The sequence below is a fragment of the Trinickia sp. HAY1-2D genome (assembly GCF_056754935.1).
On the sequence record NZ_JBPGWX010000001.1, the window covers coordinates 42,634 to 55,322 of the forward strand.

The 12,689-nt window shown below is 62.3% G+C and carries 14 protein-coding genes; 6 read left to right on the forward strand and 8 right to left on the reverse strand.

Translation table 11 applies throughout. The features are described from left to right. Positions 1 to 42 precede the first annotated feature (42 nt). Entirely contained in the window at positions 43 to 1,227 is a 1,185-nt protein-coding gene (locus ACR9ZC_RS00235; RefSeq protein WP_481578640.1) for an NYN domain-containing protein, read from the reverse strand. 37 nt (positions 1,228 to 1,264) lie between these two features. Next, the gene (locus tag ACR9ZC_RS00240; RefSeq protein ID WP_481578641.1) at positions 1,265 to 2,281 is read right to left on the reverse strand and encodes a cation diffusion facilitator family transporter; all 1,017 of its coding nucleotides are present in this window, start codon (positions 2,279 to 2,281) and stop codon (positions 1,265 to 1,267) included. Between the two features lie 153 nt (positions 2,282 to 2,434). Here ACR9ZC_RS00240 and ACR9ZC_RS00245 point away from each other — a divergent pair, with 153 nt between their 5' ends. Beyond that, complete coding sequence (locus tag ACR9ZC_RS00245) at positions 2,435 to 3,298, forward strand: glycosyltransferase family 2 protein (protein ID WP_481578642.1); 864 nt, start codon at positions 2,435 to 2,437, stop codon at positions 3,296 to 3,298. A 20-nt stretch (positions 3,299 to 3,318) separates the two neighbouring features. On the opposite strand, the gene ACR9ZC_RS00250 is transcribed toward ACR9ZC_RS00245, so the two are convergent. Continuing rightward, positions 3,319 to 3,504, reverse strand: a complete 186-nt coding sequence (locus ACR9ZC_RS00250) for a hypothetical protein (RefSeq protein ID WP_481578643.1) — start codon at positions 3,502 to 3,504, stop codon at positions 3,319 to 3,321. A gap of 129 nt (positions 3,505 to 3,633) precedes the next feature. After that, positions 3,634 to 4,254, reverse strand: coding sequence for a LysE/ArgO family amino acid transporter (locus ACR9ZC_RS00255; RefSeq protein ID WP_481578644.1), 621 nt, complete (start codon positions 4,252 to 4,254; stop codon positions 3,634 to 3,636). A 99-nt stretch (positions 4,255 to 4,353) separates the two neighbouring features. Here ACR9ZC_RS00255 and ACR9ZC_RS00260 point away from each other — a divergent pair, with 99 nt between their 5' ends. Beyond that, on the forward strand, positions 4,354 to 5,253 hold the full coding sequence (locus ACR9ZC_RS00260) for a LysR family transcriptional regulator ArgP (RefSeq protein ID WP_481578645.1): 900 nt from the start codon (positions 4,354 to 4,356) through the stop codon (positions 5,251 to 5,253). A gap of 58 nt (positions 5,254 to 5,311) precedes the next feature. Here the strand turns inward: ACR9ZC_RS00260 and ACR9ZC_RS00265 are convergent, their stop codons facing one another. After that, a complete protein-coding gene (locus ACR9ZC_RS00265; RefSeq protein WP_481578646.1) occupies positions 5,312 to 6,175 on the reverse strand; it encodes a DUF72 domain-containing protein in 864 nt (287 codons plus the stop codon). 173 nt (positions 6,176 to 6,348) lie between these two features. Beyond that, positions 6,349 to 7,869, reverse strand: a complete 1,521-nt coding sequence (locus tag ACR9ZC_RS00270) for a peptide MFS transporter (protein WP_481578647.1) — start codon at positions 7,867 to 7,869, stop codon at positions 6,349 to 6,351. 345 nt (positions 7,870 to 8,214) lie between these two features. Here ACR9ZC_RS00270 and ACR9ZC_RS00275 point away from each other — a divergent pair, with 345 nt between their 5' ends. Further along, positions 8,215 to 9,636 carry an OprD family outer membrane porin gene (locus ACR9ZC_RS00275; RefSeq protein ID WP_481578648.1) on the forward strand — a complete coding sequence of 474 codons (1,422 nt, stop codon included), beginning with the start codon at positions 8,215 to 8,217 and terminating at the stop codon, positions 9,634 to 9,636. Positions 9,637 to 9,714: 78 nt separating this feature from the next. On the opposite strand, the gene ACR9ZC_RS00280 is transcribed toward ACR9ZC_RS00275, so the two are convergent. Beyond that, entirely contained in the window at positions 9,715 to 9,960 is a 246-nt protein-coding gene (locus ACR9ZC_RS00280) for a hypothetical protein (protein ID WP_173260884.1), read from the reverse strand. A gap of 275 nt (positions 9,961 to 10,235) precedes the next feature. Continuing rightward, positions 10,236 to 10,805 (reverse strand): TetR/AcrR family transcriptional regulator, encoded by a 570-nt coding sequence (locus tag ACR9ZC_RS00285; RefSeq protein WP_331571544.1) that lies wholly within the window; start codon positions 10,803 to 10,805, stop codon positions 10,236 to 10,238. A gap of 332 nt (positions 10,806 to 11,137) precedes the next feature. Between ACR9ZC_RS00285 and ACR9ZC_RS00290 the strand changes: the two genes are divergently transcribed. The 3 genes from ACR9ZC_RS00290 to ACR9ZC_RS00300 all read left to right on the forward strand — a co-directional run bounded on the left by ACR9ZC_RS00290 (position 11,138) and on the right by ACR9ZC_RS00300 (position 12,629). After that, entirely contained in the window at positions 11,138 to 11,785 is a 648-nt protein-coding gene (locus ACR9ZC_RS00290) for a J domain-containing protein (RefSeq protein WP_481578649.1), read from the forward strand. 208 nt (positions 11,786 to 11,993) lie between these two features. Continuing rightward, a complete protein-coding gene (locus ACR9ZC_RS00295) occupies positions 11,994 to 12,269 on the forward strand; it encodes a YgdI/YgdR family lipoprotein (RefSeq protein ID WP_481578650.1) in 276 nt (91 codons plus the stop codon). A gap of 69 nt (positions 12,270 to 12,338) precedes the next feature. After that, the gene (locus ACR9ZC_RS00300) at positions 12,339 to 12,629 is read left to right on the forward strand and encodes an H-NS histone family protein (protein WP_481578651.1); all 291 of its coding nucleotides are present in this window, start codon (positions 12,339 to 12,341) and stop codon (positions 12,627 to 12,629) included. Positions 12,630 to 12,689 lie beyond the last annotated feature (60 nt).

Sequence of the window (12,689 nt, forward strand, 5' to 3'; positions counted from 1 at the left end):
AGCTGAGTTGAGTCAAGCGGGTACCGATTCGCTGCTCGCGTTTCACTCCTCGCTGGCCGACGCGGTAACCTTGCGCGAACGCTTGGCCCGCGGCGTCGATTGACCTGGCGCTTTCGCGGTTTTTGCGGCCCTTGGCGCTCTTGCGGCTTTCGTTGCTTTTTCGGGTGCAATGTCAGCCGTCGCTCCCTCGGGCGAGCGGGGCAGTTCCGCGGTTTCGTTGCTGGGCGTACTGGCCACGCTCGTCTCCGCTTCCCTTGCCGCGGCCTTTTTGCGTCCCCGTCGTGGTGCGCGAGGAGGCTGCTCCGTGTGCGCGGTAGCCGCTGCCTCCGCGGGCATCGGCGCTTCCATTGCAGCCGGCTCCGCCGTGGCGGCGCGGCTGAGCTCCGGGTGCGATGCCGCGGCGGGCGAGCTTCGATAGACGAACGCGCCGGATTTATCGTCGCGACCCACTTCGAGCAAACCGCGCGATTGCGCTTCTTCGAGCAGATTGCCGAAGGCGCGGAAGCCGTAGTACGACTCGCTGAAATCGGGCTTGCGCCGTTTGATTGCGCTTTTGAGTACGGACGCCCAGATCTTTCCGCTGTCTCCTCTTTCGGAGACGAGAGCGTCGAACGTTTCGACGGCCAGCGCGATGGCCTGGGCCTTGCGCGTATCCATCGTCTCGTCTTTCGGCTGCTTGTCCTCGTCGGCCGAACGCTTCGCGGCCGGGAGCGCGGCGCGCGCCTCTTGCTTTGCGATGGCGCGTTGCTGCTCGCGCACGAGATCGTCGTAGAAGATGAATTCGTCGCAGTTCGCGACGAGCAGGTCCGACGTCGAATTTTTCACGCCGATGCCGATCACCTTCTTGTCGTTCTCGCGCAGCTTCGAGACCAGCGGGGAGAAATCGGAGTCGCCGCTGATGATGACGAACGTGTCCACGTGCGATTTCGTGTAGCAAAGATCGAGGGCGTCGACCACCAGCCTGATATCCGCCGAATTCTTGCCCGATTGGCGCACGTGCGGAATTTCGATCAATTCGAAACTGGCTTCATGCATGGCTGCCTTGAAGCCTTTGTAGCGATCCCAATCGCAGTAGGCCTTCTTGACGACGATGCTTCCCTTCAATAGCAAGCGTTCGAGGACGGGCTTGATGTCGAACTTTTCATACTTCGAATCGCGAACGCCAAGCGCAACGTTTTCGAAGTCGCAAAAAAGCGCCATGCTGACGCTGTCATGGGGTGAGGCCATTGGTTATTCTCCCGCCGGTGCCCGGCGTCGGTGCCAGCTAGTGGCAATCGTGCGAGTCATGATCGTGCGCTTCGTGGGAATCGGCGCACGCCTGTTCTTCTACCTGAATCGTCGCGTGCGCGACATCGAACCGTATAGCGAGCCGGCGCTGCACGGCGACGACGACATCGTGTGCGGGCACGCCGGCGGTGGGGTGGACATGCAGCGTCACGACATGTCGTTCGCCCGTGATCGACCAGGCGTGAATATGATGCGCATTGTCCACTTCAGGAACGTTTTCTTCGAGGTCGGCTTTGATCTCCGCGAGACTGAGGCTGTCCGGTGCGCCTTCGAGCAGGATATGCGCCGAGGATTTGACGATCTCCCACGCGCTCTTGAGGATGATCACCGCGACGACGATCGACAAGATGGGATCGATCGGCGACCATCCGGTGAGCAAAATGACGATCGCCGCGACAACGGCCGCCGCCGAGCCGAGCATGTCGCCGAGCACGTGCAGCCAGGCGCCGCGCATATTGAGGTTTTCGCGGTTCCCGCCGTGCAGGACGAGAAACGCCACCGCATTGGCGGCGAGCCCGGCCACCGCCACGATCAGCATGGTCTTGCCGACTACGGGTACGGGCGCGGCGAAACGCCGGATGGCCTCGATCACGATCCAGGCCGCGATCACGAAAAGCGCGCAGCCGTTGACGAAAGCCGCGAGAATTTCGAGGCGCTTGTAGCCATACGAGAGTTCCGCTGTGGCCGGCCGCCTGCCGTAGTGGATCGCGACCCAGCTGAAGCCGAGCGCAGCCGCGTCGCTGATCATGTGGCCGGCGTCGGCCAACAGGGCCAGGGAGCCCGAGAGCACACCGCCGACGACCTCCACGATCATGAACACCGCAATCGTGACGAAGGCCCAGGCAATGCGGCGCTGGTCCTCGGCGCCGTACGCATGGTGATGGCCGGCGTGGCTGTGGCTGTGGCCGGCATGACCGTGCCCCGTATGCGCGTGATGGTGCTTGCCGTCGCGGCCGTGAGCGTGTTCGTCGTGCGCCATCGAAGCGGTGCTCATTGGAAATTGTAATGCGCCATTATAGCGATGCCCGTCCTACCTCTATGCCAGCCGGGTTGTTGGGGGGTTTTTTGATTTTTTGTCCTTTTTCGTACGAGTAAGGTGACGGCGACAAGCGGTTTTCCCGCCGCCTCAATGACCACGGAGAAAGTCATGACGTCCGTCAGCGTGGTAATTCCCACACGCAATCGTCCGGAAAAGCTGCAGCGCTGCCTCCAGGCCCTGGCCGTGGCGCGCGAGCAATTGCCTTTCGATGTCTTCGTCTGCGATTCGACGCCGGACCGCGAACTGCAAAAGAAAGTCGTCGATGTGTGCGCCGGTCACGATTTCGTCAAACTGCGCTTTCACGACGGCAAGAACGTTGCCGCCGCACGGAATTTTTGCGCGCGCTCGGCCGATACCGACCTGATCGTCAATGTCGACGACGATATTTGCGTCGAGCCGCAAGCCATTCGCCGTCTGTTCGAGACTTACGAGGCGCAGTCGGGCCACCGCGTCGTCGCGGGCAGCGTTTGCTGGGGCGAAGATTGGAGCGCGCCTGTGGTGATGCGCGCGATCGGGTATGGCCGCGCGGCCAAACCGGGGGAATCGCCCGATTTTCTGATCGGGGCCTTTTTCATCTACGCCCGCAAGCTCGCCCTCGCAAAACCGTGGAACGAGGGTATTCGGACGTCGGACGATCGCTTCATGGGTGCGCTGTGGCGCAGCAGCGGCGTGAAGCTTCTGTTCGAGCCGTCGGCGCGCGCCGTGCACGATCACGAGCACGTCAGCTATGGCGTCGAACACCAGAGTTCGCACATCTACGTCAATCTTTTCGACGCGATGATCGCCAATCCGCGGCCGCTGCGCGTCCTGTCGTACGAGTTTCTCGGGTTCGTCTGGGGCGCCAAGAAAGCCGTGTTGTCAGGCCCGCACCTGTTCCGCTTCTTATCCGCCTGGGGCAAGGGGCATAGTGCCCTGCTGCGCGATTACCGGTATCTGAGCCGGCTCGTTGCCGACCGCCTCCCGCCGCTGTAGGCCCGCCACCGGGTACGCCGCTAGGGTTTGGCCCTCAACGCCGGCACGGCGGTGGCTCCTTCGGCCACATGCATGCCGCCGTCGACCTGCGATTTCGCGTCGATGTCGTGTGTGATGATTGCATCGCGCAAGATCGCGCACATCGTGACGAACAGTGCGAGTGCAATTGCCCCCAGGGCGCAATACCCGATAATTTTGATTTTCATGAACGCCTCTCAACGTTGACGGCTGGTCAACCGTTGCGCAGATATATATCAACTGCCGGCATTTTGCAATCGAAAGCTATTTGAAAGAAATATCGCGGGCGATCGATTGACAGCGATCCACAGCGATTGTCAGCGTAGCTGCGTGGCGGCCACGAGCAGCACCATGCCGCCGGTTGCGCCGTCGAGCAGGCGCCATGCGGACGCTTTCCGAAAAAGCGGCGCGAGAAACCGCGCGCCATATCCAATCGATACGAACCAGATGAGGCTCGCCGTCATCGCGCCGAGCGCGAACGCCACTCGCGCGTTTTCGGGTTCGCGCGCGCCGGCCGTTCCGATGAGCAACATCGCGTCGAGATAGACGTGCGGGTTGAGCCAGGTGAGGGCCAGGGTCGTCAGCACGGCCGCCCATGCGCTTTGCCCGTTCGGGGCGGCGCCATCGCCCTGAACTTCCATGACCGCATGTCCCGGGCGCAACGCCCGGGACAGCGCGCCGATACCGAACCACGCCAGATACGCGAGCCCCGCGTACAAAACGAATTCGACGAAACGCGGGTACCGCGCGGCGAGCGTCGACGCGCCGCCGACACCGGCGGCAATCAGAACGAAGTCGGACAGGCTGCACAGCGCGACGATCTTGCCGACGTGCGAGCGCATGATGCCTTGCCGCAAAACGAAGGCGTTTTGCGCGCCTATGGTGACGATCAGCGACGCCGACAGCACGGCGCCATGCGAGAAAGCGGTCGGATTCATGGGATACGCAGGTAGACGTTTGGGGCGAACGAGCGTAGTCTGCGACTCGGCGGTATGCTAAGGAAAGCTAATTTCCGTTAAGCTCATTAAGCGTTTCTAATGCTCGACTATGCTTTGCTCAACGCGCTCGCGGCCGTGGTCCGTCACGGTTCGTTCGAGCGCGCCGCGAATGAATTGAACGTCACGCCCTCCGCGGTCTCGCAGCGGGTGAAGCTGCTCGAGGAGCGCATCGGCAGCATTCTCGTCAAGCGAGGGCAGCCGTGCGTGGCTACGCCCTCGGGGGCGCTGCTCTGCCGGCATACCGAGCGCGTGCGTCTGCTGGAGGCGGAGCTGAGTGGGCGTATGCCGCTCATGCCGGGCGGCGGTGCGCTCGCTCAGGCATGGCCGACTTTGCGCGTGGCGGTCAACGACGACAGCGTCGGCACATGGTTCGTCGATGCCGTGGCGGCCTTTTGCGTCGAGCGCGAGACGCTGCTCGATCTGGTCATCGACGACCAGGACCACACCGCGCAACGCATCCGCGACGGCAGCGTGCAGGGTGCCGTCACGACGCAGGCGAGTCCCGTGCAAGGATGCCGGTCCACCCGGCTCGGCACGATGCGCTATTTGGCCGTCTGCACGCCGCCGTTTTTTGCGCGCTACTTCGCGAGCGGAGTCGATCGCGATGCGCTGCGGCGCGCGCCATGCGTCGTGTTCAACGCGAAGGACGCATTACAGGCGCGGTTCGTGCGCCGGGTCACGCGTGCGGTCGTCGATCCGCCCGTGCACTGGGTGCCTCACGTCGGCGGCTTTTTGCGGGCATGTTCGATGGGGCTGGGCTGGGGCATGTGTCCGTTGCAGATGATCGCGGAGCCGCTCGCGGCGGGGCAGTTGATCGAGCTGTTGCCGGGCCGGCACCTCGATGTCGATCTGTACTGGCAGAGCTGGCGCTTGTCGATTGGACTGCTCGACGAGTTCGGCGCCGAACTGAAAAGGCGCGCGGCAGCGTTGCTCGATTGAGCGGGAATCGGCCGCCTGTCGCTCGATGGCCCAGCAACTGCGCTCGGCGGCGCCTGGTCTAGTGTTTGGCCCGCTGTCCGACGCGTTCGATGATCGCCATGCTTGCCGCCGGGTTCAGGGTCTTAAAGCCGCTGATCACGTAAAGGTAGACGTCGCGTGGGGTATCTTTGCCGCCGAGCGATGCCTCGTCGCCATCGACGGTTTCGAGCCCCTGCGGCATGCCGCCCGCGGCCCAGCGGCGCACGCGCTCGGCCCATTCATCGAGCGCCCGCTTCGTGTACCCGAGCGGATGTGCCTCTTCGGTTCCCATGATGCGGGCATAGACGAACGGTGCGGTGAGAGCCGCGATTTGAGGGTATTTGCTGTCGCCGGCTATCACAACGGCCACACGGTGCTCGCGCGCCAACGCGATGAATGCCGAATCCCGGAAACTCTCGTGACGTACTTCCAGCGCATGCCGGATCGTGCGGCCGTCGACGCGATGGGGCAGCAGTCGCAAAAACGCTTCGAAGTCCTCAGGATCGAATTTCTTCGTGGGTGCGAACTGCCAGTTGATCGGCCCCAGCTTGGCACCGAGTTCGGTGACGCCGCTGGAAAAGAAGCGTTCGATCGATTCGCCCGCCTCGGCCAGCACGCGGCGGTGCGTTGCGAAGCGTGGCGCTTTGAGGGCGAAGACGAAATCGTCGGGCGTTTCGTCGCGCCACTTCGCGAAGCTTTCGGGCTTTTGGGCGCCGTAGAACGTGCCGTTGACCTCGATGGAGGTCAGCTTGCGGCTCGCGTATTCGAGTTCGCGCTTTTGCACGAGTCCTTCCGGATAGAAGGTCCCGCGCCACGGTTCGTAGGTCCAGCCGCCGATACCTATGCGAATATCGGCCGTCGAGTGTCGGGCAACTTTCAATATCGGCTCCGGTCGGGGTTGCATACCGCGCCGCGGCAACCGGCGCCAGAGCCCATTTTAGGCAAAGTCGGCCGAGTTGGCCGCCAACTGCGCTATGCCGGTTGTCAAGCCCTCAGCGTTGCTGCGCGGGCCCGACAAGGTATTGCTCGTCCGTCACCGACTCCGAACAGGCCCGGCCCGGCGCAGCGCATCGCAGATCAGTCGGAGACGAATGCGCGGGAGCGAGCGCTCGTAGCAGCACCGGCGAGCGCGGCCGCCGAGCGGCGGTGGGTATTCCCGAGTCTGCGCATCAGTGGCAGCAGCAGGATGGAAATTAGCGCGCCTGCTGCGGCGAGCCACCCGAGTTTTGCAAAAAGATCGATATAGAGCGGCAGCGATTGCACCGCGGGCAAATCGTTCGATGGCAATTGCGCGAGATTGGCGACGACGCTGCCCAGATATTGCGCGACACCCGTTGCAACGAAGTAGGCGCCCATCATGAAGCCGCCCATACGCGCCGGGATATAGCGCGCGATCATTGCCAGCCCCAGCCCGCTGACGAGCAGCTCTCCGAGCGAATTGAGCCCATACCCCAGCACCATGAACCACGACGAAACACGGCCGTCCATCGCGTAGCGGCCGCTTACCGCATAGACGAAAAAGCCGGCCGCCACGGCGACGAATCCAAGCGCGAATTTCGTCGCGATGCCGACATCGCGTCCGCCTTGTGCGAGGCGCGTATAGAGCCCCGCAAGCAACGGACTCATCAGCATGACCCAGATCGGATTGAGCGCCTGGAACTGGGCGGGGCTCCACGAAAAAAGCGTGACGCCGGCAATCGAGAGGGCGGGGTCGACATTGCGCAAAGCGAAGAGCGTCAGTGAGGTCGACATCTGTTGATAGAACACGAAGAAGAGAATCGATTGCAGCACCAGGACGAACGCCGCCACGAGCCCGGCACGCTCGGCGCGCTCGCAAGTCAGCGTCATCAACGCGAAGATCGCGACGATTGCCACGGCGGCGACGTAGACGCACGCGACGGCAAGCGCACGATGCTGAAGAACGAAGACCGTCGCAAGTGCGAGCGCGGCACCGGCCGCCAGCACCATGGCGAGGCGCTGACGATGCACGGGCTTGTCGTCGGGCGCCGAGCCGATCCGCACGAGCGTGCCGTATCGCGCGAGACAGTTGATCACACCAACGGTCATGCCCGCACAGCACACGCCGAAAGCCGCATGCCAACCCCAGCGGTCCTTGATCCACGGCGTCGCGAGCATCGATACCGTAGAGCCGACGTTGACCGCCATGTAATAGATCGTGAATGCGCTATCGATGCGGGCATCGTCGCCTTCATAGATGCGTCGCACGAGGTTGGCCGCGTTGGCTTTGAAAAGACCGTTGCCCACCACGATCACGCCGAGCGCGGCATAGACGAATCCGAGCCTGTCGTCGGGAATGGCGAGCATCAGGTAGCCGACGATGAGCACCATCGCACCGAGCAGCATCGTGCGACGCGTGCCCAGCACCTTGTCGCCGATCCATCCACCGATCGAAGGCGCGGCGTAGACGAGCGCCGTGAAGGCACCCCACGTCAAGTTGGCATTGGCGTCGCTAAAACCGACGCGCTCGATCATGAAAAGCACGAGTAAAGCGGCCATGCCGTAATACCCGAAGCGTTCCCACATTTCAATCATAAAAATGGTGGTAAAGGACCGCGTTTGCGATCTAGAGGAATTCATCGATTAGGACTCCTTTATGCGGATTGTCATCGCGAGCCGCAGTTGCGATGCTCAAACTGCGTTTCGCGAGTGGGCGCGAGCGCGCCGGAGGGTGGCTAGGCGAGGCCGCAGCGTCAGGGTGGAATCCGTGGTGCGCCTGAGCCATCGCAATGCCGCGGCGATTCTCATGAAGCGCCTGAAGTGCGTCTCCTCGGGAATACACGGAGCACATCCTCCCCCGCACAGTTGATAGCTGCACACAGGCAATTTCTCGTGATTTGATGCCGCCTTTCTCAGTACGTATCGGGTATTTAGGCTTCCTAACTAGTGTTAGGCGAATCAAAAACACTGATAGAAGAGCGGTGAATGAAAAAAGACAGCTGGTTTGCGGCTCGCCGTATCGCGTCCGTGCTTGTGATCGGGGCAACAACGTGGGCCGGCGCCGGGTTGGCTCGCGCCGACGAGCCAGCGGTACCGCCAGTGCCCTCGGCCGTCGCCAATGCCGATCAGATCGAGGGGTTACCTCCCGAATCGATGCCTATGTCGGCGCTGCCGGCAATGGGCGGGCTGCTTGCGGGCAGCCGCCTCGATTTCGAGTTCCGCAATTACACTGACTATCTGCATAGCGTGGGCGGCCTGTCGCGCCATGCGTGGGTCGAAGGTGCGCAGCTCAGATGGCAATCCGGCTTTACGCCGGGCTTGGTTGGGCTGGGCATCGATGGGGGGCTGTTCGGCGCGCTCAAGCTCGATGGAGGAAACGGCTCAGGCAATATGGTGCACGTGGCTCGGCGCGGCGGTGGGGCGAATCAGCTCGCATGGGCGTACCCTGGGCTCTATGACGTCAAGGCGCGTGTATCGGAAACCGTACTGAAGTACGGCGTGCATGCGGTTTCCAATCCGTTTCTCGAACCTCATGACAATCGTGCGTTGCCGCCGACCTTTCTCGGCACGTCGCTTTCGAGCAGCGACGTGCGCAATCTCACGCTCCAGGCGGGCAGCTTCACCAAAGTAAACGCGCGAGGGCGCACCTCGTTGTCGGGCCTGCGCACCACGTACGGCGGCGTGCCGCTCGATCGCGTCAGCTACCTGGGCGGTACATGGTCGTATTCGCCCGAGGGCAGCGTTTCGTATTTTGCAGATCAGGCCGACGATGTCTGGCGGCAATATTATGCGTCGATTCAACAGAGTACCGGCCATGTCGATACCGTGAAACTGACCGGCACCGCCAACGCCTATGCGACGCACGATGCGGGCGCGGCGCGCCAGGGACCCATCGGCAATCGTGCTTACAGCCTTGCACTATCGGCGCAGCACGGCCCCCATGCGCTGCTCGTCGGCTACCAGAAGATTGCCGGCGACCAGTTTTTCGATTACGTGGACGAAACGGCGGGCGATTATCTGATCAATTCGATGGACGTCGACTACAACGCGCCGCATGAACAATCGCTGCAATTGCGCTACACGTTCGATGGAAAATACGCGAACTTGCCAGGTTTTTCGACATTGCTATGGGCACAGCAAGGCTGGGGCGCGGATGCGAGCGTATCGGCTACCCGTTACGGAGCCCGCGGCCCTGCGTACGGTTCCATCTACTTCAAGAACGGCCAGCCCGTGCATGGCCGGCACCATGAATTCGGTATCACGCCCACCTATGTCGTGCAAAGCGGCCGCTTCAAGCAAACGAAAATCGCCTTGATTGCGATGTGGCACGTCGGGTCGACCTATTATTCGGATCCGACGAGTCAGGTCTATCGCCTGGTCGTCACCGTTCCGGCCCGATTGTTCTGAAATCGATATTCGCGCACGAAAAAAAAGCGGCGGGCATCGAGCCCGCCGCGATCGGTCGAGACAGTCTGGGAGGCGGCTTCAGCGCGCGTGCTGTTCGCCTGGCAGCTCGGCGCCGTTGGCGCGAATGGCGGCGATCAGCTCCGCGGGCGTGATTTCGTACCGCACCTCCCGGTGAATGCCGGGCTTGCGTTCGTCGATTTCGATGAGAAGGATGCTCTTGCCGTCTTCCGCCGGCTCCAGCCGCAGCGAGCGCACTTCGCGTCCGCTAGGCTCGTCGATTTCGGTGAGCAGGGTCATGGCCCCGGTGCAACGGGTGGTGCGCATCGAACGTTTCCTCGAGTCGTGAATGAATTGATTTTACGGGCAGATCGACCATGCGGACAGTGCCGCACGGAAAGCCTGCCGGCGCGCCACGCAACTCGGCCGCGCCATGCCGGCGACCGTGCTGCATGGCCCGATTCATGTCGATGAGTGTAACGCGACTTTTGCGCGCGTCAGTGGGTTTTTAAGGTGCTCGAACAGTGCCCGGCATGCAAGAATCCGTAGGGAGCGCTCAGCCCCTCCCGGTTGGTGCCGCCAGGCCTGCCGACCCGGCGCCGTCAGACGCAGTGCACGCGCTCGCTCTCGATCAGCGTCTGGGCGACTTCCCACGCGTCGCGTGCGGCGTCGGTGCGGCCACTCAACTGCCGTGCGAGCGTCGCACCGTCGAGCAGCAGCGCGCAGCGTTGTGCGAGCCGGACGGCAGCCGCACCGTCGAAGCGTTCGCCGAGAATACGCTCGAGCTGATGAACGAACGCCCGCCGTTGCGCAGCCGAGGCGGCAAGAATTTCGTTCTCCTCGGCGTGAAATTCCGATGCGGCATGGATGAGTATGTTGCCTGTGAACGATTCGGAGCGGAACCAGGCGTCGTGCCAGAAGAAGATGGCGCGCAGTTTGTCCAGTGGTTCGGTATGCGATGCCGTGGCGGCGGCGATTCCCGCGCTCAGTGCCGCCCCCTGCTCGTTGATGACCTCGACGACGAGACGGCTTTTCGACGGGAAGTACTTATACATCGTCATTTTCGCCACGCGCGATTCAGCGATGATCCGATCGATTCCCACGGCATGAAAGCCGAACTTTGCAAATAACCGGGTGGCGGTATCGATCAACGCTTTCTTTTTCTCACTCATTTTCGGCCCGCTTAATATATGTAGAAGTTGTGCATCTTCGCGGTAATTCCCGGTTACCGAGAGATTTCTTCGAAGAAAACGTTGTTTCCCAAAAAAATATTTCTCGGCAGACGGTTTGCGACCTGGACGTCCCGCGCACCTCTCAATGCGCGGCGGATCGTAAGTGATGTCATTCAAATCGAAGCGCGTGCCGAAATCAAGTCCCGCGTTTTAAATCGCCTCGATTCCCACGTTTTGATTCGCGCGACACCAACTGGATCGGCCCGCCCCGCTGGGCGGCGCACCGAGCAGGGCATACAATCGGTAGGCGTGCAAATTTGTTCGGGCGAGAGATGGTGACGCTTTATGACGTGCTGGGTGTGCGCGATGACGCCACCGAAGAGGAAATCAAGCGGGCGTACAGGAGGGCGGCGATGCGCTCGCACCCCGACCGCAACGTCGGGCGCGAGGCAGCCGCGCATGCCGGCTTCCAGCAGGTGAAGGAAGCCTATGCGATTCTGTCGGACCCCGAGCAGCGGCGCATCTACGATGCCGTGTATGCGGAGGAAATGGGGCGTCTTACCCGTCACCGCGAAGAGGAGCGCCGGCGAGCCGAGGAGGAGGCCGAGGCCGAATATGCCCGGTATGTGACGCTCGCCATCCGATTCGCGGACCAGGGCCATGCGCGCGATGTGCTGTTCGGCGTGCTGCTCGGCCGTGACTGCGAGCCGGCGCTTGCGGCTCGCATTGCCGATGGGGTGGCCGCGCTGCAGGCATCGCGTGCGGCCGAATCCGTTGCAGCGGATTCGCGAGCGCAAGCTGGCCCAGGCGACGACCTTGCTCGGGACGCACATGCGGCGCGTGAGGGCGGGGAGGACCACGAGGTCAGCCGAGACGATGAAGGCCGCGAAGCGGGCGATGCTATGCGAGCGCGCGGCGAAGGCGGACACACGAATCTTTTCAGCGCGCTTTGGCATGGCATGTTTGGCCTGCGGCCGTAGTCTTCACTAGCGAGCGGGCGTGCACCTACGCCTTTACGCAACGCTTTGACTCGGCGCGCCGGCCTGATTCGCATAGTCTGTCTGGGATAAACCGGGATCACTCGCATTCCAGCGAATTGGCGCGAAGCCCGATCGCGTCGCAATGTAATAACAAGACGCTTCCAGCGTGGCATACTCCGCCCATTCAAAAAGAATTGGGATTGATTCGATGAGACTCGCATTGCTTCGGGCGCGGGGGCGCCACGTGCTCTGTCACTCGGCTCATGCGGCCGCACTGTCTCTGATGCTTGCCGGCTGCGGTAGCAGCGCACCGCTGTTTACGCACGATGGGCGCCCGACGATCCTTGTTCAGTGTGCGGCGCAGGGTCCGGCGAGCGCGTGCATGGAAAATGCACGTGGCATGTGCGGCGGGGATTTCGACATCATCCAGCAATCGATCACGGACAGTACGCGCAATCTGCTTTTTGCGTGCAAGGCCAAATGAAATTGCACTTTTGCGCGTACCACCGGTCACAGCGGTACTATTCGGCCTAACAAAAGGAGGCGTATATTCATGGCAACGTATAGGCAACTCACCGAACAGCTTGCAAAGGTCCAGGCGCAAATGGCAGCAGCGCGAGAAAAGGAACTAGCCGCGGCGATTGCTCAGATCAAGGAGCAGATTGCGGAATACGGAATCACGGCCGAAGAACTCGGCTTCTCCGGCAAACGCACGCGCAAAGCTCAATCGGGCGGATTGCCGCCGAAGTACCGCGATCCGAAGACAGGCAAAACATGGAGCGGCCGGGGCCGGGCACCCGCATGGATCGGTAAGCGCCGCGACCGGTTCCTCATTCAGGAATGAGCGTTCAGGCGTTCGCCCTCGTCAGCAGGCAAAGCCATCGGAACGACGAACGAAGAATTG

Bases quoted from the DNA above. Each gene is read 5' to 3' on its own strand.
- ACR9ZC_RS00280 (WP_173260884.1), bottom strand. From the start codon at position 9,960: ATGCGCACCACCCGTTGCACCGGGGCCATGACCCTGCTCACCGAAATC.
- ACR9ZC_RS00285 (WP_331571544.1), bottom strand. From the start codon at position 10,805: ATGAGTGAGAAAAAGAAAGCGTTGATCGATACCGCCACCCGGTTATTT.
- ACR9ZC_RS00265 (WP_481578646.1), bottom strand. From the start codon at position 6,175: ATGCAACCCCGACCGGAGCCGATATTGAAAGTTGCCCGACACTCGACG.
- ACR9ZC_RS00275 (WP_481578648.1), top strand. From the start codon at position 8,215: ATGAAAAAAGACAGCTGGTTTGCGGCTCGCCGTATCGCGTCCGTGCTT.
- ACR9ZC_RS00240 (WP_481578641.1), bottom strand. From the start codon at position 2,281: ATGAGCACCGCTTCGATGGCGCACGACGAACACGCTCACGGCCGCGAC.
- ACR9ZC_RS00300 (WP_481578651.1), top strand. From the start codon at position 12,339: ATGGCAACGTATAGGCAACTCACCGAACAGCTTGCAAAGGTCCAGGCG.
- ACR9ZC_RS00270 (WP_481578647.1), bottom strand. From the start codon at position 7,869: ATGAATTCCTCTAGATCGCAAACGCGGTCCTTTACCACCATTTTTATG.
- ACR9ZC_RS00295 (WP_481578650.1), top strand. From the start codon at position 11,994: ATGAGACTCGCATTGCTTCGGGCGCGGGGGCGCCACGTGCTCTGTCAC.
- ACR9ZC_RS00290 (WP_481578649.1), top strand. From the start codon at position 11,138: ATGGTGACGCTTTATGACGTGCTGGGTGTGCGCGATGACGCCACCGAA.
- ACR9ZC_RS00245 (WP_481578642.1), top strand. From the start codon at position 2,435: ATGACGTCCGTCAGCGTGGTAATTCCCACACGCAATCGTCCGGAAAAG.
- ACR9ZC_RS00235 (WP_481578640.1), bottom strand. From the start codon at position 1,227: ATGGCCTCACCCCATGACAGCGTCAGCATGGCGCTTTTTTGCGACTTC.
- ACR9ZC_RS00250 (WP_481578643.1), bottom strand. From the start codon at position 3,504: ATGAAAATCAAAATTATCGGGTATTGCGCCCTGGGGGCAATTGCACTC.
- ACR9ZC_RS00255 (WP_481578644.1), bottom strand. From the start codon at position 4,254: ATGAATCCGACCGCTTTCTCGCATGGCGCCGTGCTGTCGGCGTCGCTG.
- ACR9ZC_RS00260 (WP_481578645.1), top strand. From the start codon at position 4,354: ATGCTCGACTATGCTTTGCTCAACGCGCTCGCGGCCGTGGTCCGTCAC.